This window comes from Acinetobacter sp. TG2027, assembly GCF_000302435.1.
GTDB lineage: Bacteria > Pseudomonadota > Gammaproteobacteria > Pseudomonadales > Moraxellaceae > Acinetobacter > Acinetobacter pittii.
Map to the genome: position 1 here is coordinate 120,838 of NZ_AMJN01000048.1, position 22,631 is coordinate 143,468.

The window sequence follows — 22,631 nt, forward strand, 5'->3', positions numbered from 1 at the left end:
ACCAGTTTTTCCAATATTTAACATTAACTAATCGATTATTATTAACACTACATATAATAAAAACCTCTTTAAAAAGATGAAAAATCAATCTTATATTCATCCAGTCTTACTATTAAAAAATAGAGTATAAACATGAAAAAATTAGTAATTTTAGGTATTACGATTTATAGCTTTGCACAACTTACCAATGCAGCCACATTAAATGTAAAACCATATGGTACAACTCAAGACGGTCAAAAAGTTGATCTATACACCATGAGCAATAACAAAGGAGTCTCAGTTTCTTTTATTAGCTTCGGTGGTGTAATTACACAGATTTTGACTCCCGATGCCCAAGGTAAACAAAATAATATCGTTTTGGGCTTCGATGATCTAAAAGGCTATGAAGTTACTGATACCAAGGAAGGAATTCATTTTGGCGGATTAATTGGTCGTTATGCGAACCGTATTGGCAATGCTAAATTTAGCTTAGATGGAAAAACGTATAACCTCGAAAAAAATAATGGCCCGAACTCATTACATAGCGGCAATCCTGGTTTTGATAAACGTGTATGGCAAGTTAAGCCTCTGGTTTCTAAAGGTGAAACCGTTAAAGCGTCTCTGAAGTTAACCAGTCCAAATGGTGATCAAGGATTTCCCGGAAAATTAGATTTAGAAGTGATCTACAGTCTTTCAGATCAAAATGAATTCCAGATTGAATATAAAGCCAAAACTGATCAACCGACAGTCGTCAATCTCACCAACCACAGTTATTTCAACTTATCAGGCGCTGGGAATAATCCTTATGGCGTACTAGATCATGTGGTACAACTCAATGCAGACCGTATATTGGTAACCGACCAAAACTCCTTACCCACAGGTGAAATTGCTTCAGTTGCAGGTACACCTTTTGATTTTCGAACGCCTAAGACGATTGCGAAAGATATTCGAGCGAATAATCAGCAATTGGCCTATGGATATGGCTATGATCAAACTTGGATAATTAATCAAAAGTCTCAAGGGAAACTCAATCTTGCAGCTAGTGTGGTTGATCCCAAATCTAAACGGACCATGCAGGTTTTAACTACTGAACCAAGCGTTCAAATGTATACAGCCAATCATTTATTAGGAAATATTGTTGGCGCAAATGGTGTGCTCTATCGACAAGCAGACGCGCTAGCATTAGAAACACAGCATTTTCCAGATAGCCCGAATCAACCATCCTTCCCTTCTACACGTTTAAACCCAAATCAAACTTATAACAGTGTTACCGTATTTAAGTTTGGTGTTCAAAAATAGTCTTTTCAATGAGGCTATGTTCATATTAAAAAGACTCTCAGCTGAATATGGCTGAGAGTCTTTCATTTATTTTACTTTTGTGTTGGGTAAAAATGCGGTTGCAAAACCAAGTAATGGCAACAATGAACATAAACCAAATACCCATTCAATGCCGTTAATATCCGCTAAATGCCCTAACCCAGCTGCGGCGATACCACTTACCCCAAACATAAGACCGAACATTAAACCTGCAATCATACCCACACGGCCCGGAACAGCTTCTTGTGCGTAAACCACCATTGCAGCAAAAGCAGACGACAACACCAAACCTGCAATAATTGAGAAAACTGTTGTCCAGAATAAGTTTGCATACGGCATCATTAATGCAAACGGTGCCATACCAATAAATGAAACCCAGATCACAGCTTTACGGCCAATTTTGTCTCCTATTGGGCCGCCTGCAAATGTACCTAAAGCAACGGCTGCCAAAAAGGCAAACAAATGCAACTGAGCTGTTTGAATACTGATATGGAACTTTTGAATTAAGTAAAAAGTAAAGTAGTTACTAATGCTGGCAATGTAGGTAAATTTGGCAAACATCAATACACTAATTGTGCTCAAAGCAATAATCAGCTTACGGCCATGCAATTTACTATGTGCTTGGGTAGCACGTGCAACCACCTGACTTTTAGCATGGCTCACTGTCCAACGGCTTACACCAAATAAAACCCAAATCGCTAAAAATGCAAATATCACCAAGCCCGCAACTGCATGCTGTCCAAACGGGACAATTAGTAAAGCTGCCAACAATGGACCAATGGCTGTACCGGTGTTTCCGCCCACTTGGAAAGTCGACTGCGCTGTACCGAAGCGCCCGCCCGATGCCATTCGTGCCACCCGCGAAGCCTCAGGATGAAAGGTTGCAGACCCTACCCCAATAAGTGCAGATGCACATAACAACACAGCAAAACTTGGTGAAAATGCTAACAAGATAATGCCGCAGAATGTGACAACCATTCCGAGTGGTAGAAGATATGGTTTTGGATGTTTATCGGTATAAAGTCCAATCCAAGGCTGTAGCAGTGAACCTGTAATTTGATATACAAACGAGATTAGGCCAACCTCCGCAAAACTCAGCGCAAAGTTTGCTTTTAGCATTGGATAGATGGCTGGTAGCACCGCCTGAATTAAATCATTCAGTAAATGTGCGACCGCCACGGCGCCTACAATTTTAATAATCATTCCTTGAGGCTGATCATTTGCAACGGTATTGGCAATACCATCTTTCAATTGTATTGAAGACGTCATACCTGAAAAACTCCAATATTTTTAAATGAGAGGCTTATTGTAAATTGTCGCTTATAAAGTTATCTTCCAATAATCACCGTATAAGTGACAATTTTTAGGATAGTTTATGTCCGATTCTCTTATTCAGTCTGATTTGTCTGAACTTGTGATTGGGCTATCTTCTGAGCATTCTTACCGAGAAATCACGCCTACCCATACGCATACACGTGCGCAGTTTTTATATGCCTCTACTGGAACTATTCAGGTTTTTACGCCTAATCATGTGTGGATTGTGCCGCCCATGTGCGCGTTATGGATTCCAGCACATGTAGAGCACAGCGTGATTTCACTGAGTCACGTGAAGTTAAATACGGCATTGGTTGAAGTAAATGCAGCAGCTTTAATGGGACAACATTGTTTTATTATTCGGGTAAGCAATCTGTTGCATGAGCTTTTGATTCGTTTAAATGAAATTGAACGAGAGGACACTCCAAATACAGCAACGTCCCAAGAGCTTTCCCGTTCTTTACAAATTTTGATTTTTGAAGAAATCCATCGGGCCAATTTGTTGCCCATTCAGATTCCGTGGCCGAAAGACAAAAGACTCTTAAAAATTTGCCAAGAGTTATTACATACGCCTGACCATTCAAAAGATTTAACAGATTGGGCTGATGATATTGGTGCGAGTTCTAGAACCCTAATGCGTATGTTCCAAAAAGAAACTGGACTGTCATATCGGGCATGGTTACAACAAATGTATATTGCACTTGCCTTGAGTAAAATCGCGAATGGTGAATCTATTGCTCAAATTTCAGAGTCACTGGGGTATACAAACCCCAGCGCATTCAGTGCGATGTTTAAGCGACATCTAGGAAAAACACCTCAGCAGTTTAGAAGTGCCGCGATGTCGCTATAAGTCTTTTTTTTTGCAGGTAGGTCATGCTTTTCGAGCAAATCATCGAAATCATGATAGACATGCAGTTCTCGATCTTTACCAGTTCGGGCATGGTCTAAGCGCTGCTCAGGGTCGACTAAAACAAGAGTATGGCCGTCATCAATCAGACGATCCACGCCTTCTAAAAACATACGTTTACCCACATCGTGGATAAGTGAGATCTGGGTTAAATCAATCACGATTGTGCTTTGGTCAGTTGTCTCGTCTTGTAAAATACGCAATAACATTTCAGCCTCGGTAAATTTCAATACGCCCCGAAGCACATACACACTTAACGATGCATCTTTTCCTGTACGGTAATGACTTTGTACAATGGTCTGGGCAGAAGGTGTACCTTCCATGAGATGTAATCCCATGTCACGAGATAATCGTTCTAAAATATCAATACCTCGAACACTATGACCATGCTCATCTAGTCGAGGTGAAAAAGCAGCAATACTGACCTGCCCCGGTAGCACACCCAAGATACCGCCTGCTACACCACTTTTAGCAGGAATACCTACAGTTGAAAGCCAGTCACCCGCTGCATCGTACATACCACAGCTCATCATGACACTGAGGACTTGTCTAACTACAGATCGATTTAATAGGCGCTTTCCAGTTCTAGGATCGACCCCGCCATTAGCAAGTACACTGCCCATACGTACCAAGTCTTTAACTGTAACCATGATCGCACATTGACGAATGTAACCATTCACAATATCGACAGGGTCAGTTTCCAAAATCCCCACCGTACGCAACATATAACCGATCGAAAGATTACGGTAGGCTGTTTTGACTTCCGAATCATAAACAGACTCATCAAAACTTAATTCACGACCAGCAAGCTCGCTCATAAAACGGCGTAGAATTTCTGCGCTATGTAAACCATGCTTGACCTGAATCAAGGAATGTACAGTAATTGCGCCAGAGTTGATCATCGGGTTTTTCGGACGTCCGTCTTTACCTAATGAAATTTCATTAAAGGCTTCACCAGAAGGCTCTACCCCTACTTTCGCAAGTACTGCATCAATGCCAAGCTGTTGTAAAACATAGGCATATACAAAAGGTTTAGAAATTGATTGTATGGTGAATTCAACATCATCATCACCGACCGAATAAATTTCACCATCTACCGTAGACATTGCTAAAGCTAATCGATTTGGGTTTGCATTTGCCAACTCAGGAATATAATCGGCGAGATGACCGCTGTTATCGATGTCACAGGCTTCTATAACATTTGCCAAATAATCTGGGAGAGGGGTTTGCATGGTCAGTAACCTTAAATGAGGAGATTTACAACATCGCGCAAAATTTCAGCACAACCTGCTGATAATATTAAAATTATATCTTTTGTAATGATTTAAATATCACGCTATAAGTATTGTAATTCCGATGACTTACCCTTTTCAAGCTCATTATAGGTTTTTCAAAACTTTAAACTGAAGATTAGCTTATTCTTTCTACAAACAAGATCCCATTTAAATGATCGACCTCATGTTGAACAATACGAGCAGGAAAACCATGAAAAATTGTTTCCACCGTCTCGCCCTGAAGTGTTAAATATTTCACCTTAACCATTTCTGCGCGTTCAACTTGTCCACGTTCGTCTGGCACACTTAAGCAGCCTTCTTCACCTAAACAAACTTCTTTTGAGAACTCTAATATCTCAGGATTTACCATTACTACCGCATCCATTTCAGGTGCATCTGGATAACGCGGGTTTGGTCGAGATGCCACAATAATGACACGTTTAGAGATATAAATTTGCGGTGCGGCAATCCCTACTCCATTACGCTCAAGCATTGTTGCATGCATAGCGTCAGCAAGCTGATAAAGCCAATTACTGTTTAACTCATTTACCGAAACGGGAGCCGCAATTAGTTTTAAAATATCTTCGCCACGCTTCGCGACAGGTAGAACTACACTCATCCTTTGAATCTCTCATTAAACTGGCTATGACAAGTTTTATTGTGTCGCTGAACGACTCAAAAGAAAAGTCATTCCTACATCTGTTTTTGTTTCATCTAAAGCGTTTTTTGTTTTAAAGCTTTTTGATCAGAGCAAGTCCAATCGACGTTGCTATATAGAACAAATTTCCTCCATTTACTTTTACTTCACTTTTCCATTAATATCCAAACTTCAATTACAACAATTAAGTAAAAAATGGATCAGGAATTAACTTTGCAGGATGCGAACTATCTTAATAAAGAAGATAAACGAACCCTCGCCCTTTCTTCATTGGGTGGAGCTTTAGAGTTTTATGATTTTGTGATTTATGTATTTTACGCCAAAATCATTTCCGACCTTTTTTTCCCCAGCACACTTAGTCCGTTTTGGGCCATGCTTAATACTTACGGCATTTTTGCAGCAGGTTATTTTTTTAGGCCTTTGGGTGGGGTTGTTATGGCCCATTTTGGTGATTTGGTTGGGCGTAAAAAACTATTTTCGCTTTCTATTTTGCTGATGGCACTGCCTACCCTATTTATCGGGATATTGCCCACCTTTGAAAATATCGGATATTTGGCACCGCTACTTTTGTTACTCATGCGTGTAGTACAAGGTATTGCAATTGGGGGGGAAATTCCAGCCGCATGGACCTTTGTGTCTGAACATGTACCTGAAAGAAAAATCGGACTGGCAAATGGTTTACTTACCGCTGGGCTGTCTTTAGGAATTTTACTAGGCGCGCTCATGTCTTTATGGATTTCGCTGAATTTTAGTGAAGGACAAATCCATGACTGGGCATGGCGTATTCCTTTCATTGCAGGTGGTATTTTTGGTCTCGTTGCACTTTATTTACGAACTTATTTAAAAGAAACACCTGTGTTTAAAGCCATGCAGGCCCGTAAAGAAATTTCTAAAGAAATGCCTGTAAAACAAGTCTTAAAAACGCATAAAACAGCTGTTGCGATTGGCATGTTATTTACATGGTTTTTAACGGGATGTGTGGTGGTGGTGATTTTAGCCATGCCAAATTTATTAACTGGTACGTTTGGTTTTGAGCGTGCTCAAACTTTTGAAATGCAAAGTGCAGCCATTGTTATGCAAATGGTCGGCTGTATTTTAGCAGGCTATTTTGCTGACCGTTTTGGCTGTGGCAAAGTCATGATGTTCGGTGCACTTGCCGTAGCACTCACAGCAGCAGTTTTTTATAACAGTTTAGGACACGCAGCACATTCAACCATTTTTGGTTTATATATGCTGTTGGGTCTATGCTCAGGTACTGTCGGCATGGTGTCGAGCAGTATGGTCAAAATGTTCCCCGCGCCTGTGCGTTTCTCGGGTATTTCATTTTCTTATAATTTGTCTTATGCGATTGTTGGCGGTATGACTCTGCCTTTAGTGCATTGGCTCAGTCAATATAGTGATATTGGTGCGATGTATTATATTTTCGCGCTAACCATTTTGGCCTTTGTGACTGCCTTTGTATTTTGGAATAAGTTTGAAAAAAACAGGTATTAAAAATTTTCACTTATTAAATAAAAAACCACGCCGATCGCGTGGTTTTTTATTGCTGCTTACTTTAGAAAGTAAAGCCAATATTAAAGTTAATACGGTATAGCCATTTATCGCTGTTTGGCGAGGTTGCAGAGGTATAACCCGTTGAGTTAGTCGAGCCACCAATAATGTTGGAGTTTTTACCCCACGTATAATCTGCCCAAACCATAAATGGTGAAGCAATAAACATCATCCCTGTGGTATTCATTTGCGAGTCTGACCAATCATCACGTTTTTTATCGAGATAACTATAGTCATTATAAAACTTAATGGCTTTTAGCTTGCCCATATTGGTCACAGGCAACGTATAAGCAAGGTTTAAACTGGCAATCGTACCTTCCGAAGCAATGAAATAAGCAGGCGTAAGGCCATTCGCTCCCATCAAAGTCATATCACTATTTACGCCATCTGGATTTTTAGCATCGTATTGATAATGAATGACCGAACTTTGTAAATTAAAGCGTTTGTAGTTGTTTTCGGTATGTAAACCGACTGCATAATATTTGCCGTCTTTATCGGTAATATCATTATGTAGCTGGGCAATTGCACCCGATACACCGAACTCTTGCTTACCGAAATCAGTTTCTAACTTGCGAACAATGCGGGTATTCACCTGATTGCGCTTTTCATTTTGATAGGCTTTTTGAGATGGAAATGCATTTCCTGCCAAGTCATCGTAAGTTGCACTTTCAGGTGAATAACGCAAGTTCGTCTCTAACATTTGCGGGTAATAACCCAGCTTTACATCCCAATCTTTGTTGTGATAATTCCAGTTGATCCCCGGCGCAATATTGTTGCCATAACCTAAAAAGAATGGGATGTGGTAGGTCCAGCCATTTTGCGGATAAGGATAAATCGTAAAAGGCTTATAAACTAAACCTGCTTCAATGCTGTTATTGGCATCTAAGTTATAGCCGACATATGCTTTTTCAATGGACGTTTTCTGTTGGTCTTGAACCATATAACTGGCATTGATATAGGCATCATCGAATTTACCTTTGAGATCTACCCTGAAAATATCAAAATGAAGTTTTCCAAAACCACGGTTTGGCCCTTCCCAATCTTCATAACGTTGATTTAACCGAACCACCCCACCTAATTTTAATGAGTCGGTGCCGTCATCACTTTTCCATTCAAGTAATGAGTCTTTTGCAAATGCATTGATGCTTACCCCCAGCGTAAGCGGTGCAATGAATGCCATGATCAATGAAGTCTTTTTCATCTCTACATCCTTGATTGAGTTCCAGCGTCCTGCTGGAACTTTATTTGTTTTACCTGTAAAACTTCGTTTTTATTGTTTTTTAGATAAAAAAATTTATCTAAAAAAAGGATGGCTTAGCAGCTCCCATCGCATATGTACTAAACCATCCAAACTGGTTAATACAGTTTCTTTTGCGGTGGACCCGCGAAGTTTAATGGTCCAATCGAGTTCATATCGAGCTCAATTACGGTTGGCCCTTCAAAAGCGACTGCCTCTTGAATAACCGTTTTAAACTCATCTGCACTACCGACTTTCCAGCTTTTCACACCCATTGATTCACCAAGGAGTTTGTAGTCCGGTGTATGTAATTCATTGAAATACTGACGGCCACCAAAGTAGTTATTTTGAATGCCACGCATTACACCATAACCACCGTCATTCATAATCATTAAGACCATGTTGGTGTTTTCTTGCACCATAGTTGCAATTTCACCAATACCCAGCATTAAGCCGCCATCGCCGACTAAACCAATCACTTTTTTGTCAGGGTTAGCAACCGAAGCACCAATTGCTGTTGCAAGACCTAAACCAATTGCACCCGCGAGTGAGTGGATATTTTGGTTTGGTGCTTGTACAGGGAATAAACGACTGCCCCATGTACTACCCGACATGGTGATGTCACGTACAAAAATACCGTCTTGAGGTAAAGCTGCACGTAAGTGATCACAAATTAATGCGTACTGATCGATTTGTTTACGCAGCGCATCAATTGCAGCTTGTTTAGCAGCCACTACAGCAGCATCGTAATCGGCATCAACTTTTGAAGTGCCTTGAAGTTGTTCCAACACACGTGTCAAGACATCTTTGGCATCGCCACAAATGAAGTTGCGGATTTTGTAATTACGTTGCTGAGCCACTGGGTTGGCATCCACCTGAATAATGTTTTCAGGGAACTCAACCGAATAGGTTTTAGTTTCATTACTACGTAAACGAGAACCCACCACAACCATTAAGTCAGCATCTTTTAATAACTGCTCAACACCTGCTGAGTTATGGAAAGCACCCAAACTACGTGGATGATCATCTGGCAACACTCCACGAGCATGGGTCGATGAAACAACCGGAATACCTAAATCTGCAATTGCCTTAACTTCGGCAATACTATTTAAAGTTCCACCGCCAATCCAGAAAATCGGGCGTTTTGCTTTTTTGATTTCACTGACAAGAAGATCAATTTCAGCTTGCTCTGCCTGTGGTAACTCAAGTGCTTTGACTGGCCCTAAGTTAAGTGGCAAATCAATTTCTGCTGCCTGCACATCAATCGGCAGCTCAACACTTACCGGTCCCATTGGAACTGTGGTTGCTACACGGATAGCTTCACGTATTACACCAACAGCATTGTCTGGGCTGGTAATACGGAACGCCGCTTTGCTCGATGCACGTAAGAATGTAAGTTGGTCTTTGGTTTCATGGATGAAGCTTGCATCACGGTCAAGATATTCACGCTCAACTTGACCCGTTAAATGCAATACAGGGCTACCCGCATTCATAGCTTCAATCAGTGAACCTACGGCATTACCTGCCCCAGCACCTGTACTGGTCAACGCTACACCTAGGCCTTTAAAGCGTGAGTGTGCATCTGCCATGGTAACTGCGCCAGCCTCACCACGGGCTGCAACAAAACGCATTTTTTCACGGCGCCCTACTGCATCGGCAATAGGTAAATTGTGGATGGAAATAACACCATAAATACTATCAACTTGGTGCGCTTCTAAAACTCTTGCGATTGCTTCGCCTACATTTACACGTTCAGTCATGTCTGTTCCTCAAAATTTATTTTCAGTCCTTGAATTTATTAATCGCACCAAGGGTTAGGCTGTTCATTCAGCCCCATATAAATACTCTTTTGTTGCATGTACGATAAAATGCCCAAACGACCTTTTTCGCGCCCGATTCCACTGTCTTTAAAGCCGCCAAACGGCGCACTAATCGAGAATTTTTTGTAGGTATTAATCCATACCGTTCCCACTTCTAAGGCACGTGCAATACGCCAAGCTTTACGATAACTTTCAGTCCAGATACCTGCGGCAAGACCAAAACAACTGTCATTGGCTTGGGCAATTAAATCTTGCTCGTTGTCATATTTCATAACGACTAAAACAGGGCCAAAAATTTCTTCCTGACAGGTTTGAGCACTGTTATTTAAGCCCGTGATAATGGTTGGTAAGTAATAGCTTCCTTTGGCATAGTCACCAGTCGTAAGTGCCTCTCCACCAATCAGAACCTGACCACCTTCGCTTTTAGCAAGCTGCACATAGCGGTCGACGGACTGCAAATGTTTGTCATTGACTAGAGGCCCTAAATGCACACCCGCTTGTTCTGGATGGCCCACACGTAAGCCTTTGGTTATTTCAACCAAACGTGTTAAAAACTGATCGTAAAGACTGCTATGAATAAACAAGCGAGAACCTGCGATACACGCTTGGCCTGCCGAGCTAAAAATACCGTATGCCACACCTTTAGCCGCCAGTTCGACATCTGCATCCGGCAAAACGATGGTTGGTGACTTACCACCTAACTCAAGCGAAGTGGTAATCAGTTTGTCTGCGGCAATATGTGCCAAATGACGACCTGTGGTTGTTCCACCTGTAAAAGAAATTTTACGAACCAATGGGTGCTGAGCAATTGCATCACCAATCACAGAACCGCGCCCCACTAACACACTGAGTAAGCCTTTTGGTAAACCTGCTTCTTCAAAAATTTTGGCAAGCTCTAAAGCAATGAGTGAAGTTGCTTCTGCTGGTTTTAACACCACTGCATTTCCTGCTGCCAAAGCTGGAGCAAGCTTTTGAACTTCACTCGCAATTGGAGAGTTCCAAGGGGTAATGGCTGCCACAACGCCCACTGGTTCATGCACACTCATGGTCATAAAGTCTGGAGCACGCTGAGTGGTGAGCTCATCGTTCAGCGTTTCACATGCCGCAGCAACATAACGTGCAGTTGCCGCAGCGCTCATCACCAAACCACGAGTTTCGGTTAAAGGCTTACCATTATCGCGGGTTTGTAATTTCGCTAATTCATCGACACGCGCTTCAATAATGTCGGCAACTTTGTAGAGAATACGTGCACGCTCATGCGGCAAGCTGTTTCTCCAGCTCGGTTCACGCCAAGCCTGATCCGCTTTTTCAATTGCTTCATTTACATCTTCAAGCGTTGCTGTTGAAAGCTCAGCGTTTACCGACTGATCTGCCGGAAACAGGCTTTGAATGACTGCACCACGGCCTAATCGCCATTCACCCGCAATATAAATTTCCTTTGCCATGATCAAATCCTTCTTAAATCTGTATTGCTTCTACACTGTTGCGACAAGCACGAATCACGCTAAGCGCAGCCAAAGTTGATGTTTTCGGGTTACTTGGCAGCGGCACACCCACCAGTTCAATTGTCATTTGTCCAAAGCCACCTTCCGCCACAATGGTGTGTTTGTTCTTGTTGATAGTTGGATCAACAGTTAACTCAACCATGGTTTCATCCATTCCAAGCCCTGCAAGTGCAATCGTTGCTGCAACGTTGGCATTGGCCGGAAATTTCATGGCAGCTTCACGGGCAGTTCCAGTAAAAAAGACCGTAGGTTCTGAAACATGGTCTAAATCGACCAATTGCTCTGCATAACTGCCCTTCCAACTTTTTGGACTTTTGCAGCCTTTGTAAGTGACTTTTTGCAAACCACCTTCTTTGGCCGCAGAAATACCGTCAATGCCTGCGATAGCCCCTGCAAGTAAATGCAGATGTGCATCATTTTTTTCGGCAGTTTGTTTAAGCTGAATTAAAAACTCGCTATCAGCCAAAGTACCCACCGAAATCAGACCAATGGTCCAGCCTTTCGCTAAAACTTTTTGAGCATGTTCTTTCACTGCTGCTTGACCCGCCACCTCAATGACATAGTCTGGCGTACCATCACATTGCTCAATATCTGAAATCACCTGAATCTCGGAAGAGACTTGTGACTGCACTTTCTCAATGCTGCGAGATGGCACGACAATCCATTTGAGTTGCAGATCTTGAGGCAAGTGGGCATACACTTCTGCTGCCATTGCGCCAAAACCAATCATCATCAACTTTTTCATGACAGCACCTGATATTTATAAATGTTTGTTAAAACCACCTGAGACATCTATTGCCGAACCTGTGGTGTAAGATGCCAATGGTGATGCCAAGAAAACTAAAGCACGTGCAGGCTCTTCTGGGCGGCCTAAGCGCTGCATAGGAATGCCACGATTTTTTGCGATATTGCCGGTCCACTCTTCCCATGACAGATTTAAATCTGAACGGGTCTCATAACGGCGTTTCCACTGCGCAGATTCGACCATACCGAGTAAAATCGAGTTCACACGAACGCCATATTGAGTAAATTCATGTGCCAAAGAATGGGTTAAATTCAACAGTGCAGCGCGTGCAGATGAAGTCGCAATCATGTGCGGTTCTGGTTGCAATGCCAGCAACGAGTTCACATTGGTAATTGAGGCATTTGCTGACTGTTTTAAGTCATCAAGAAAAGCCCGTACCGGATGTAAAACACTGAAATATTTCAGCTCAATTTCTTTCATCCAGTCTTCATCTTGTGTGTTTTCAAAATTTGAAACACGACCTTGCCCAGCATTGTTAATGAGCATGTCCACATTGCCCAAATTGAGTTTGACCTCTTTGGCAAATTGCTGAACTTCTTCTTTTTTCAATACATTACATGCTTTGGTAAAAATATTGGCATGTGGAAATTTTTCTAAAATATAGTGCTTTGAAGCATTTAAACGTTCTTCATCGCGACCACACCAAGCAACTTTTGCACCCTCTGCAACCAGTATTTCAACAGCAGCCAGCCCAATCCCAGATGAGCCACCGGTAACAACTGCAACTTTTCCTTCAACTTGGAAGCTCATAATCCTTAATCTCTCTTACGATTGTTCCTGAATCGTCAACATAATTTGGTTAAATGCTTGCGGTTGGTCGACATAACTTAAATGTCCGGCATCTTCTATGACGAAGCGCTGTTCCAACTGCAACTCCTGAGCAAGCTCTTGTATACCTAACGCAGGAGTGATTTGATCTTGCTTCCCTGCAATCACTGTGCATGGGACTTTTAAATCGGTTAAGTAATTACGTATTTCGTCATATGCCAGTAAGTACGATGCATGTGTAAAACCTTGTAGGGTCAACTGCTGCATCACCTCTGAAACTAAAGCTAAGGCTTGTGGTTCTTGTTTATAAATCAAATGAGGCCCACGGCTTTCAGCCATTCCTTTAGCGCCTAGTTCTTTCAACATTTTTGGTCTTTTTTCAAAAACCTGAATTTGTGTCTGCTCATCGTGGCGTTGGTAGCCTTGAGCTAAGTTAGCAACAATCAAGTGTTTCACTCGCTCTGGGTAAAGTGCAGCAAATGCACTGGCCTGTAAGGCACCTAATGAGTGTCCCACCACTATTGCTTTTTCAATTTTTAAAGCATCGAACAACGCTGCCAAACGCTTTGCGTAGTCGGTAGCATTGGGCTGATCCGTTAAAAGTTCAGCTGATTTGCCATAGCCCGGTGCATCCCAGGCAATGACATGAAAATGATGAGACAGCACTTCAAGTTGGTTTACCCATGAAGCAGAACCGGAACTAATGCCATGCAACAGCACAAGGTACTCGCCCTGACCAGCTTCCCGATAGGCTTGCTGCTGGCCTTGAACAGTAACGGTTTTCACCGGAAATTCTGCTAACTTTTCAATGAGTGTCATCATTTTCAATTCTTTCCTTTCATTCACTTCATCAAACAATTAACGTTTGATTTGAGACAATGGATGCTCTGGTGGATAGTTCGGAATAGTTGGTTTACCTGTTCCCAACATCACACACATCAAGGCATCTTCTTGTCCTGGGTTAAACAAACCACGGTAGATTCCCGGTGGAATTGAAATCAGGTCACGCTCTTTTAAACGGGTCTCAAATTTTTCGCCGTTGTGCTCAATGAACAAATCAATTTCGCCGCGAAGCATAAAGAAAACTTCTTCAACATCGTGGTGAATGTGCAAAGGGCCTTCACACTGTGGTGGCAGAACCATGGTTGAAAACGTGAAGTTTTCTGCTGGTACAGTGTTACCGTCATTCGCAACACCTGTTGCACCCGTACCCATGTAACGCATTTGTGCACGGCGATATTTCGGGTCGTAATCTGCTTGGAACTTCAAAGCATCGAAGTCGTATTTACGTGTCTCAAAGCGAGCAATACGTGTGTTTAACCAATCTTCTAAAGAAGCACCCTCTGGTTGTGCCCACGATTCGAATTGTTGTGTAGTCATTTTTTAAACTCCTATACAGTGAATTAATAACGTTTTAAAAGAGGAACCAAGAACAACGACCCAATGACAGCGACAGCAGCCAAGAAGGTAATTCCTAAATTAAAACTGTGTGTTTGCATCACGATGTAACCGATAAGAACAGGCGCAATTGCACTTGCAAAATTACCTAAACCGTTAAATATTCCACCCGCAGTCGCACCTACATTTGAGGTCGTCACTCTTGCAAGCAGAGCAAATACAGCTGCTACTCCAAAACCCCACGCCATAGCACTTAAAGACATGGCAGCAATAATCAATAGTGGCTCAGTCATAATGACCATCACATACATGAAGATGCCCGCGAGTAGTAAACCGCTAAACACTTGAATTGCGCGGCGGCCTAACTTGTCAGATAAAAACGCACCGATAATTTCGCCAATTAACATGGCAATGAATGGAAAGCTTGAATACATCCCAAACTCTTTGAGATTGAATCCTTTGTCTTGCATAAGGTAAGAAGGAACCCAGCTATTTAAGCCCCATAAATAAGTCATCAACGCAATATTAAAGAGACAAACCAACCAGAATGCGCTGTTGCTGAGCAGCAATTTAGTATTGGCAATATGACCTTTGAAATTAGTGCGTTTACTCTCGCCCTCAATTTCGACAGTTTTCTTGAGCTGCAAGTTACGCAGACCAAAAACAATGCTAAAAATCGCAATCAGGGTTAGCGCAGCCATCACAAAAAAAGTGGTGTGCCAGTCGTGGTGAGCTAAAACATTTGCAGTGATCGGGAACCCAAGGAATGCACCTATCGGTGTTCCAAGTAAGAACATGGTAGAAGCACGTGCCTGCTGACGGTCCGTATAAGTCTGCTTAACAATGGTGTATGCCAAGGCAAATAACGGGCCTTCTGCTAAACCAAGCAGTACACGTAAAACTAACATGCCTGAATAACTGGTGGTGAACCCCATACAGAACATGAGTACGCCCCACGACGTTACACTCCAGAACAGCATTTTCTTTGGGTTAAAGATGTCACCCAAAAAGCTTAGAAAGACTGATGAAAAACCATAAGCAAGTAAGAAACTTGTCATGAGCCATCCGAGCTTGGCCTTATCTTCAGCAATTCCCATTGCACTTTGAAAATGAGGATCTGAAAATAAAACCGCAATACTAATCTTGTCGAAAAACGCCAGTACCACACACACCATAAGGACAAAAGCAGGTACCCAATGCTTCAATCCACTTTTTTCTTCATTACTCATGTGTCATTCCTTCGATTTGGTAATGAGAACCAGATTTAATGTTTACGGTTTTAACTTCATGACATTAAATTCAGCATCTGCTAATAGTTTTGGATCTAAAACGGTGTTGGCTTGCATCCAACGTTTTGCCAGTTTGACCAGTTTAGAATCATTAATGGCAATCATGTTGAGCAAACGATTTTCATGGTCCAGATATAAATAGCTCACCTGATCTTCACCGCCTTGGCGAATGACTACTTCCTTCGTTTTTTCAGGTTGATACGTACCTAAAATCTGGATATTAAAGTGATATTGATCTGACCAAAGCCATGGAATATCGCTATATTCAGTTTCAATTCCGAGCATCGACTTCGCAGCTGCAATCGCCTGATTTTGTGCATTTGCCCAAGACTGAATGCAATAACCCAAGCCCGGATGAATCGCGACATCACCTGCGGCATAAATGTTTTGATCTGAAGTTTGCCCAAAACAATTCACCACAATGCCATCTTTCACATCGAGACCAGCGTGCACACCTAACTCTTTGGCAATTTCAGCGCCTGCACCTACCACCACACAGTCAAATAACTGACTATTTTGTGGATGATTCACCACTTCAACTTTCTGATTCGGCGCTTCAACTAAATGAAGGCTCTTGCTGTCTAAATGAATTTTTGTACCTTGGGTTTCATGCATATTTTTTAAAAATGCAGAAACTTCCGGACTCACACTTCTTGCACACAAACGGTCGCCATATTCAAAAATATGAACATCTTTACCTTGCTTACGTGCAGTTGCAGCAATTTCTAAACCAATCCAGCCGCCGCCAATCACAGCGACATTTTTGGCATTCTTTAAAATTTCAGCCAAACGTTCACAGTCATGCACATTGCGTAAAGTCACAACATTTGGAATGAACTGCCATGTATTGACGGGTACACGTGCACGGCTTCCAGTTGCAATCAGCAATTTGTCATAAGGCAAAATCTGACCACTTTCTAAATGAACCTGTTTTTGCTCACGATCGACTTTTGTTGCAATTTCCGGTTTATGCCATTGAACGTTGAACTCTTGAACCTGTTCAGGTGAGAACAGATTCAAACTTTCATACGTTGCTTCTTTTGAAAGTACTTGCTTAGACAGTGGCGGACGTTCATAAAACACTTGATCTTCATTTGAAACAACGTGAATTTCACCCACATACCCATTTTGACGTAAGGTACTTACTGCCCAACCCGCTGCCTGTCCGGCACCTACAATTACGATCTTTTCCATAGCCATCTTCCTTGTTCAGCAATACCTGTTAAACAGGCTTCACCTGACGGCGGGTTGTGTCATCAAGACCACCTTCAATCGCCCATTCGGTGAAAAGCTCTAGACGATGTTCTTCTACACGTGGTTGCCATTCTTCTGTCAAATAGTCATCGTTGGTGTAGTATTCAAATGCACCACCTAATGGTGAGTTGACGTACCAGAAATAAGCAGAAGAAATTGGATGACGTCCGGGTCCAATAAAGGTTGACCACTCCGAACGATTCATATTTAAACCGCCCCCAATCACCTCATGGATATCACGTACTACAAACGCAACGTGATTTAAGCCAGCAGGTTTATTTGGAACACTGAGCAAGAATAAATCATGGTGATACCCTTCTCCGCGACAACGCAAGAATGCACCGCGATTTTTGTAAGCATCAGATAAATAAAAACCTACTTTTTCAATATAGAAGTTTTCAGTAGTTGCTAAATCCGGTGTGAAAAACACCACATGTCCAATCGCAACAGGTTGACCTTTTTCATAGACAGGACTTGCGGCATTCACACGTTGAATGTTGCCGTATTGGTTAATGCCTTCCGTTTTAAGTTCAGGTACTTCTTTTACAAAACTTTGTTCAAAACGAATGGTCATGCCATTTGGGTCAAGACACTGAACTGTATGTTCAGAACGCTCAAAGCCTCTTACATCAGCCAAACGAGCTGCCAAGTCTTCAAGGTCTTGAGCACTTTCAACACCCCACGTAACTTCACGTAAAGTTGAACCTTGCTCAATAGCAGTTGGCAAACGATCATCATCACAATTAAATAGATAAATCTTGCTACCATTTTGGGTTTGGTAAAGATCAGTGCCTTCAATATCCGAACTACTTTGGCTTAAACCAAAATCTGCCAAAAACTTGTTTGAAGCGGCTCTATCTTCAACTCCAAACTTTAAAATCTCGATCCCTGTAATCATTTGACTACTCCTTAGTTAAAGACAAAACCGCCATTGACCGGAATATTTTGACCTGTCACAAAAGAGGACAAATCCGACAGTAGATACAATGCTGTTCCATTTAAATCTTGTGGAAGTTGCTGACGTTGAATCGCTCTTCCGTTGACATATAAATCATGACGTTCTTGAGGCACATACTCGGTTGCTTCAACCAGAGTAAGGCCCGGAGACAATGTGTTGACACAGATATTGAACTGCCCCAACTCTCTTGCCATTGAACGTGTCATGGCAACAATTGCACCTTTACTTGCCACATAAGCCATCAAGTTCGGTGCGCCCCAAAGTGCTGTATCTGACGCAACATTAATAATTTTGCCAGCAGCCGATTGCTTTAAATGTGGAATACACGCTTTTGTAATTAACCATGTACCTTTCACATTAATATTCATGACTCGATCCCAAAGTTCAGGATCGTAATCAATCATATTTTTTCCACCAACATTGGTTGCAAGCGCTGCACAGTTCACAAGGCCATCTAGTCCTTGTAATACTTCCATGCTTTTTGCAACCGCATTTTCAATAGAGTCTGCATTGGCAAGGTCAACGGTGACAGCATGAACGTTTAGTCCTTGTTGTTGTAACACTTGTGCTTCTTGTTGCACCAAGTCAGATAAAATATCTGCCATCACAACTTCAGCACCTGCCTCGGCAATGGCTTGAGCGAAATCTCGGCCTAAACCACGTGCAGCACCAGTCACTAAAACTTTTTTGCCTTGCAACAACGCTACATTAGCCATGAGCTTCTTCCTGCATCTCGATACGGTTTGATGCATTTAGCGCAGCAATTTTCTTTAATTGCTTCTCAGCTTCTTTTTTCATTAAACGGCGTAAACGTGCAAGACCGACATCGTGTTGATATAAGAATTCTCGTGCACGTGCATTTGGCGCAAGGTTTTCTAAAATAATTCGGTCTTGTTCTAATACATCCCAATGCAACTGTTCTAAATGATTGCGATACAAGAAGCGCCATACATTTCGTTGCCAACCACTCACCTTACGGCAGCGCCAGAAAAATACACGAGTATTGTTGGCATCAATTGGCGTTGCGTAACCCACAATCCAGAACTCACCACCCGGACCAAACTGTTTACGGTATGGAATTGAAAGACGTAACCAGCTTGCACCTGTTGAACCATATTCAACCCAGTCAAAGTTCACGCCTGTTTGACCTTCTTTTTCAAAAACAAAGCCGTTATCGGTGGTACGGTGCTTCATCTCGGCGGTACGCTCACCATCTGCCATAGAGTGCGATGTCGCGTGCAAATATGTCCCGTGCATTGGGTCCATCACATTATCAATCGCATATTGATGGTTTACTTTCCAGTCCGCTTGGCAAAGGAATGCACTCCATTCTTCGCTTGCAAGTTGCTCTGGGAACTCAAGCGGTGCTGGTTGTTCATTTGCATCAATACCAAACCAGATGAAGATTGCGCCATGCTGCTCAATTACAGGATAGTTCTTTAAACATTTAGTTCCGGTCATTGGACATTCATGAACTGCTGGCACATCAGCCACAACACCATCAGCACGAACTTCAACACCGTGATACCAGCAAGCAACTCGGTCGCCTAAGTTCCAACCAAGGGAAAGACGAGCACCGCGGTGTGGACAGCGATCTTCAAGTGCATGAACCTGACCTTCGGCATCACGCCAAACCACAATATTTTCGCCTAAACGGGTAATTCCGACTGGATTAGCAGCGACTTCCCAACTTGCTAAAACCGGATGCCATTGGTCACGTAAACCAAGTTCTAAATATTCTTCAGCACTTTGTGAAGTTGATACGATTGCGTTCATTTTATTCTTCCCTGAATCAATAACCTAAACGTTGCATTTCTTCTGTAAAGCTTGCAGAAGTCCATTCATCACCAGATTCACAGCGGAAACCCTGTTGATTAAGTGCAGAAACAACGTCATCTAACTCTGTTGCGCCCGCAGAAAATGCCTGAATCAAGTTTTTTACAAAATCCTGTTCATAGAGCGTTGGTTCTTTATAGCGTGTTTGCCAAACCAACAATTCAGATTGACCTGGAATTTGAATATTGTTGATCCCTGCTTCGGTTGCCGGCGTTGCATGAATCCAGCTTGCCAACTTTTCATTAAATGTCTTCATTGTTCTGCTTCCTTGTACATGTGAGGACTAGAGTTGAATTTGAATATCCTGTCCTTCAACACGAACTGGGTACGTACATAGGTTTCTACACCCGGGTCCACTTTTTAGCTCACCTGTCTGAATGTCAAAAATTGCTTCGTGCAATGGACATTCAACAGTCTGATCTTCGATAAATCCTTCGGTTAATAAGGCATACGCATGAGGGCAAACATTTTCGATAGCAAAGTAATTTTCATCGACGAAAAATACGCCTATTTTTTTCCCTTCAATTTCGATGGCTTTCGGCTCATCTTCGCTAACGTCACCCTGCTGACAAACTGAGATCCAACTCATACCTTGCGTCCTCATTTTGTTTTATATACAAAACATAATTTGATTTTCAAAACACAAGCTAAGCATAATCCCCTTGATCATTTTTTGTCAAAGTAAAAATAAATATAAAATTCATTGGTTTATTAATTTTTAAATATTTTGTTACGTTTCAAGAAGGAAACAAAGTTTTAAATATAAAAATTGTTTTATGCATTTTTAACAATTACAATAGTTATAAAATAAAGCAGCATGCCCCAAATTGAATCATGTTTTATTTATAGGAAAATGACACGAATGAGCATAGCAATTGATGAAGATTCGCAAGAATCGGAAACAACAAAAAATGATGATCGATATTTAGTTCCCGGACTTGTACGGGGTTTAGCTATCTTGCAAGCATTTAACCAACAAGCGCAAGAAATGACCATTACAGAAATTGCTGAAATTTTAGAAGTGAACCGTTCTAGTGCATTTCGTCTGATCTATACTCTCGAATCTTGTGGCTATTTAAGAAAAGCATCTCAAAAAACTTACGCTCTCGATTCAAAAGTCATGGAACTTGGTTTTAACAGTTTATCTAAACTTTCATTACTCGATTTATCGACACCTTTAATGAAAGAACTACGTGACCAAACCAAACTCGCGGTACATCTTTCAATTTTAGAAGGCACTCATATTGTCTTTGTAAATAATATCCAGTCGATGGGAACCTTCACGAGCAACATTAGCTTAGGAACTCGCTGGCCTGCCCATGCAACCGTCATTGGTCAAATGCTTTTATCTGATTTACCTGAAACTGAAGTACGTCAGCGTTACCGCAATTTTAGCGATTGGGACAGTTTCTCTGAACTGACGCCAACCAATTTAAAAGCTTTATTGCAAAGACTCTCTTTCGTAAAAACTCAAAAAACTATGGTGAGCTGGGGTCATTACAACCATGATATGGCAGCCTGTGCGGCGCCTATTTTTAAACAGTCAAATGGTAAAATGGTCGCTGTTATCTCTGTAAGTTGTCCAATTACCACTTATGATGAAAGAACATTTAAGGAAGATATCGCAAATTTAGTTGTTGAAACAGCGAATAAAATTTCCAAATTTATTTATTAAAAAAAGCGACGTTAAGTCGCTTTTTTTTAGATTTTATTTCATAAATTAAAAGTTATTTTTAAAAATGTTCCCATTCATATCCATAAAAATAAGTATCGAATGATGCTCTTTAATATCAAATTTTAAATACTGCTGTTTAAACTGGATTACTGCATAAAACTCTTCAGCTCCATCATCTAAACCCGTAGCAGAAATCTGGCTGCCTTGTGGAAATTTCTTAAGCCATGCAGCGTTATAAAAATCTGATACAGAATTAAATTCACAATACTGTTTTGGCTCTGCCATTATTTTTGCAGCAATTTGATCAAACTGTTGTTGTTTATAGACCTCTAAGCTCAACAACATGATCACACTCCAAATTAAAGCTGGTTTGAGGCTAAAAGCTGTTTCTTTTTAACCTTTTCCCATTGATACCAACCATAAGCTGCCATCAAAACAAATGCTGCATACAAAGCGGCTGTTAAAAATAAATCTTTATAGATGAACATACCGACATAAATAATATCGACAAATACCCAAAGTATCCAAGTCGCAATATGTTTTCGGCTGGTCCAATACGTTGCAAGCAAACTAAATGCGGCAAGTTGTGAGTCGAGCATAGGAACTGCTGCATCAGTAAAGTTTTTAAGAATTAAGCCAAAAAGCAAGCCACCTACCGCGGCAATGATCATTTGAAAAATTGCAACTTTAAGAGCTATTGGCTCTATACGAATGTCATGATCTTGCTGCTTTCCCTTAAGCCAGTAGTAAAAGCCATAAAAATTTACGACCATAAAAAAGAACTGCAAAATCGTTTCGCCATATAGCTTAAATTCGTAAAACAAATAGGCATATAAAACAAAGGCAAAGAAATTAAACAGCCAACACCACATATTACGGATTACCGTTAATCCGACTCCAATCAGGCTAATCAAGACTGCAAAGATTTCTAGAGGTGACATAAAAACAGCTGCTTATTGAGATCAATTTGACGAAGTATTATGAGAAAAATATAAAGCGAAGCAAACTGCTAATTTAAATAAATTATGCAAATTGGCATTGTCTGAGGTTTTATTCTTTTCTAATGTCATCGATTTATTTCAATGC

At 41.4% G+C, this 22,631-nt stretch carries 23 protein-coding genes; 4 read left to right on the forward strand and 19 right to left on the reverse strand.

The annotated features are described in order from the left end of the window. The first annotated feature begins 132 nt into the window (after positions 1 to 132). Positions 133 to 1,278 carry an aldose epimerase family protein gene (locus B806_RS0113490; RefSeq protein WP_017387122.1) on the forward strand — a complete coding sequence of 382 codons (1,146 nt, stop codon included), beginning with the start codon at positions 133 to 135 and terminating at the stop codon, positions 1,276 to 1,278. 66 nt (positions 1,279 to 1,344) lie between these two features. Here the strand turns inward: B806_RS0113490 and B806_RS0113495 are convergent, their stop codons facing one another. After that, positions 1,345 to 2,565, reverse strand: a complete 1,221-nt coding sequence (locus B806_RS0113495; RefSeq protein WP_017387121.1) for an MFS transporter — start codon at positions 2,563 to 2,565, stop codon at positions 1,345 to 1,347. A gap of 106 nt (positions 2,566 to 2,671) precedes the next feature. On the opposite strand from B806_RS0113495, the gene B806_RS0113500 reads away from it, so the two are divergent. Then, positions 2,672 to 3,460, forward strand: a complete 789-nt coding sequence (locus B806_RS0113500) for a helix-turn-helix transcriptional regulator (protein ID WP_017403154.1) — start codon at positions 2,672 to 2,674, stop codon at positions 3,458 to 3,460. Here the strand turns inward: B806_RS0113500 and B806_RS0113505 are convergent. Both B806_RS0113505 and def read right to left on the reverse strand, forming a co-directional pair. After that, entirely contained in the window at positions 3,427 to 4,749 is a 1,323-nt protein-coding gene (locus B806_RS0113505) for a glutaminase (protein ID WP_002060167.1), read from the reverse strand. The two genes, B806_RS0113500 and B806_RS0113505, sit on opposite strands and share 34 nt — an antisense overlap. A 178-nt stretch (positions 4,750 to 4,927) precedes the next feature. After that, complete coding sequence (def, locus tag B806_RS0113510; RefSeq protein ID WP_017387119.1) at positions 4,928 to 5,410, reverse strand: peptide deformylase; 483 nt, start codon at positions 5,408 to 5,410, stop codon at positions 4,928 to 4,930. 234 nt (positions 5,411 to 5,644) lie between these two features. Between def and B806_RS0113515 the strand changes: the two genes are divergently transcribed. Continuing rightward, positions 5,645 to 6,943 carry an MFS transporter gene (locus B806_RS0113515; protein WP_005070697.1) on the forward strand — a complete coding sequence of 433 codons (1,299 nt, stop codon included), beginning with the start codon at positions 5,645 to 5,647 and terminating at the stop codon, positions 6,941 to 6,943. Positions 6,944 to 7,004: 61 nt separating this feature from the next. Here B806_RS0113515 and B806_RS0113520 read toward each other — a convergent pair whose 3' ends face one another. From B806_RS0113520 to B806_RS0113585, 14 genes are all read right to left on the reverse strand, one after another. Then, positions 7,005 to 8,201, reverse strand: a complete 1,197-nt coding sequence (locus B806_RS0113520) for a hypothetical protein (protein ID WP_017387118.1) — start codon at positions 8,199 to 8,201, stop codon at positions 7,005 to 7,007. A 155-nt stretch (positions 8,202 to 8,356) separates the two neighbouring features. Beyond that, positions 8,357 to 9,997: a thiamine pyrophosphate-binding protein gene (locus tag B806_RS0113525; RefSeq protein ID WP_017387117.1), complete on the reverse strand. Its 1,641-nt coding sequence runs from the start codon at positions 9,995 to 9,997 to the stop codon at positions 8,357 to 8,359. Positions 9,998 to 10,035: 38 nt separating this feature from the next. Continuing rightward, on the reverse strand, positions 10,036 to 11,502 hold the full coding sequence (locus tag B806_RS0113530) for an aldehyde dehydrogenase (protein ID WP_017387116.1): 1,467 nt from the start codon (positions 11,500 to 11,502) through the stop codon (positions 10,036 to 10,038). A gap of 13 nt (positions 11,503 to 11,515) precedes the next feature. Next, a complete protein-coding gene (locus B806_RS0113535) occupies positions 11,516 to 12,307 on the reverse strand; it encodes an aspartate dehydrogenase (protein ID WP_017387115.1) in 792 nt (263 codons plus the stop codon). Positions 12,308 to 12,322: 15 nt separating this feature from the next. After that, the gene (locus B806_RS0113540) at positions 12,323 to 13,117 is read right to left on the reverse strand and encodes an SDR family oxidoreductase (RefSeq protein ID WP_000009973.1); all 795 of its coding nucleotides are present in this window, start codon (positions 13,115 to 13,117) and stop codon (positions 12,323 to 12,325) included. A gap of 15 nt (positions 13,118 to 13,132) precedes the next feature. Next, the gene (locus tag B806_RS0113545) at positions 13,133 to 13,957 is read right to left on the reverse strand and encodes an alpha/beta hydrolase (protein ID WP_017403155.1); all 825 of its coding nucleotides are present in this window, start codon (positions 13,955 to 13,957) and stop codon (positions 13,133 to 13,135) included. A 36-nt stretch (positions 13,958 to 13,993) separates the two neighbouring features. Further along, the gene (locus B806_RS0113550; protein WP_002117566.1) at positions 13,994 to 14,515 is read right to left on the reverse strand and encodes a cupin domain-containing protein; all 522 of its coding nucleotides are present in this window, start codon (positions 14,513 to 14,515) and stop codon (positions 13,994 to 13,996) included. 23 nt (positions 14,516 to 14,538) lie between these two features. Next, positions 14,539 to 15,762 carry an MFS transporter gene (locus B806_RS0113555; protein WP_005803015.1) on the reverse strand — a complete coding sequence of 408 codons (1,224 nt, stop codon included), beginning with the start codon at positions 15,760 to 15,762 and terminating at the stop codon, positions 14,539 to 14,541. Between the two features lie 42 nt (positions 15,763 to 15,804). Next, entirely contained in the window at positions 15,805 to 17,016 is a 1,212-nt protein-coding gene (locus B806_RS0113560) for an FAD-dependent oxidoreductase (RefSeq protein WP_017387113.1), read from the reverse strand. Positions 17,017 to 17,044: 28 nt separating this feature from the next. Next, positions 17,045 to 17,974: a VOC family protein gene (locus B806_RS0113565; RefSeq protein WP_017387112.1), complete on the reverse strand. Its 930-nt coding sequence runs from the start codon at positions 17,972 to 17,974 to the stop codon at positions 17,045 to 17,047. An 11-nt stretch (positions 17,975 to 17,985) separates the two neighbouring features. Beyond that, positions 17,986 to 18,750, reverse strand: coding sequence for an SDR family oxidoreductase (locus B806_RS0113570; protein ID WP_017387111.1), 765 nt, complete (start codon positions 18,748 to 18,750; stop codon positions 17,986 to 17,988). Beyond that, positions 18,743 to 19,810: an aromatic ring-hydroxylating dioxygenase subunit alpha gene (locus B806_RS0113575; RefSeq protein WP_017387110.1), complete on the reverse strand. Its 1,068-nt coding sequence runs from the start codon at positions 19,808 to 19,810 to the stop codon at positions 18,743 to 18,745. Before B806_RS0113575 ends, B806_RS0113570 begins: the two co-directional genes overlap by 8 nt. Before the next feature lie 16 nt (positions 19,811 to 19,826). Then, on the reverse strand, positions 19,827 to 20,126 hold the full coding sequence (locus B806_RS0113580; RefSeq protein WP_005070730.1) for a recombinase-like helix-turn-helix domain-containing protein: 300 nt from the start codon (positions 20,124 to 20,126) through the stop codon (positions 19,827 to 19,829). A gap of 27 nt (positions 20,127 to 20,153) precedes the next feature. Then, complete coding sequence (locus B806_RS0113585; protein ID WP_002117586.1) at positions 20,154 to 20,459, reverse strand: non-heme iron oxygenase ferredoxin subunit; 306 nt, start codon at positions 20,457 to 20,459, stop codon at positions 20,154 to 20,156. 273 nt (positions 20,460 to 20,732) lie between these two features. Between B806_RS0113585 and B806_RS0113590 the strand changes: the two genes are divergently transcribed. Beyond that, positions 20,733 to 21,545 carry an IclR family transcriptional regulator gene (locus tag B806_RS0113590; RefSeq protein WP_017387109.1) on the forward strand — a complete coding sequence of 271 codons (813 nt, stop codon included), beginning with the start codon at positions 20,733 to 20,735 and terminating at the stop codon, positions 21,543 to 21,545. Positions 21,546 to 21,590: 45 nt separating this feature from the next. On the opposite strand, the gene B806_RS0113595 is transcribed toward B806_RS0113590, so the two are convergent. Both B806_RS0113595 and pnuC read right to left on the reverse strand, forming a co-directional pair. Next, entirely contained in the window at positions 21,591 to 21,890 is a 300-nt protein-coding gene (locus B806_RS0113595) for a hypothetical protein (RefSeq protein ID WP_017403156.1), read from the reverse strand. Between the two features lie 14 nt (positions 21,891 to 21,904). Further along, positions 21,905 to 22,486 carry a nicotinamide riboside transporter PnuC gene (pnuC, locus tag B806_RS0113600; protein WP_017403157.1) on the reverse strand — a complete coding sequence of 194 codons (582 nt, stop codon included), beginning with the start codon at positions 22,484 to 22,486 and terminating at the stop codon, positions 21,905 to 21,907. Positions 22,487 to 22,631: the final 145 nt, after the last annotated feature.

Excerpts from the sequence above, each read along its gene's own strand:
- B806_RS0113490 (WP_017387122.1), top strand. The coding sequence starts at position 133 with ATGAAAAAATTAGTAATTTTAGGTATTACGATTTATAGCTTTGCACAA.
- B806_RS0113495 (WP_017387121.1), bottom strand. The coding sequence starts at position 2,565 with ATGACGTCTTCAATACAATTGAAAGATGGTATTGCCAATACCGTTGCA.
- B806_RS0113500 (WP_017403154.1), top strand. The coding sequence starts at position 2,672 with ATGTCCGATTCTCTTATTCAGTCTGATTTGTCTGAACTTGTGATTGGG.
- B806_RS0113505 (WP_002060167.1), bottom strand. The coding sequence starts at position 4,749 with ATGCAAACCCCTCTCCCAGATTATTTGGCAAATGTTATAGAAGCCTGT.
- def (WP_017387119.1), bottom strand. The coding sequence starts at position 5,410 with ATGAGTGTAGTTCTACCTGTCGCGAAGCGTGGCGAAGATATTTTAAAA.
- B806_RS0113515 (WP_005070697.1), top strand. The coding sequence starts at position 5,645 with ATGGATCAGGAATTAACTTTGCAGGATGCGAACTATCTTAATAAAGAA.
- B806_RS0113520 (WP_017387118.1), bottom strand. The coding sequence starts at position 8,201 with ATGAAAAAGACTTCATTGATCATGGCATTCATTGCACCGCTTACGCTG.
- B806_RS0113525 (WP_017387117.1), bottom strand. The coding sequence starts at position 9,997 with ATGACTGAACGTGTAAATGTAGGCGAAGCAATCGCAAGAGTTTTAGAA.
- B806_RS0113530 (WP_017387116.1), bottom strand. The coding sequence starts at position 11,502 with ATGGCAAAGGAAATTTATATTGCGGGTGAATGGCGATTAGGCCGTGGT.
- B806_RS0113535 (WP_017387115.1), bottom strand. The coding sequence starts at position 12,307 with ATGAAAAAGTTGATGATGATTGGTTTTGGCGCAATGGCAGCAGAAGTG.
- B806_RS0113540 (WP_000009973.1), bottom strand. The coding sequence starts at position 13,117 with ATGAGCTTCCAAGTTGAAGGAAAAGTTGCAGTTGTTACCGGTGGCTCA.
- B806_RS0113545 (WP_017403155.1), bottom strand. The coding sequence starts at position 13,957 with ATGATGACACTCATTGAAAAGTTAGCAGAATTTCCGGTGAAAACCGTT.
- B806_RS0113550 (WP_002117566.1), bottom strand. The coding sequence starts at position 14,515 with ATGACTACACAACAATTCGAATCGTGGGCACAACCAGAGGGTGCTTCT.
- B806_RS0113555 (WP_005803015.1), bottom strand. The coding sequence starts at position 15,762 with ATGAGTAATGAAGAAAAAAGTGGATTGAAGCATTGGGTACCTGCTTTT.
- B806_RS0113560 (WP_017387113.1), bottom strand. The coding sequence starts at position 17,016 with ATGGAAAAGATCGTAATTGTAGGTGCCGGACAGGCAGCGGGTTGGGCA.
- B806_RS0113565 (WP_017387112.1), bottom strand. The coding sequence starts at position 17,974 with ATGATTACAGGGATCGAGATTTTAAAGTTTGGAGTTGAAGATAGAGCC.
- B806_RS0113570 (WP_017387111.1), bottom strand. The coding sequence starts at position 18,750 with ATGGCTAATGTAGCGTTGTTGCAAGGCAAAAAAGTTTTAGTGACTGGT.
- B806_RS0113575 (WP_017387110.1), bottom strand. The coding sequence starts at position 19,810 with ATGAACGCAATCGTATCAACTTCACAAAGTGCTGAAGAATATTTAGAA.
- B806_RS0113580 (WP_005070730.1), bottom strand. The coding sequence starts at position 20,126 with ATGAAGACATTTAATGAAAAGTTGGCAAGCTGGATTCATGCAACGCCG.
- B806_RS0113585 (WP_002117586.1), bottom strand. The coding sequence starts at position 20,459 with ATGAGTTGGATCTCAGTTTGTCAGCAGGGTGACGTTAGCGAAGATGAG.
- B806_RS0113590 (WP_017387109.1), top strand. The coding sequence starts at position 20,733 with ATGAGCATAGCAATTGATGAAGATTCGCAAGAATCGGAAACAACAAAA.
- B806_RS0113595 (WP_017403156.1), bottom strand. The coding sequence starts at position 21,890 with ATGTTGTTGAGCTTAGAGGTCTATAAACAACAACAGTTTGATCAAATT.
- pnuC (WP_017403157.1), bottom strand. The coding sequence starts at position 22,486 with ATGTCACCTCTAGAAATCTTTGCAGTCTTGATTAGCCTGATTGGAGTC.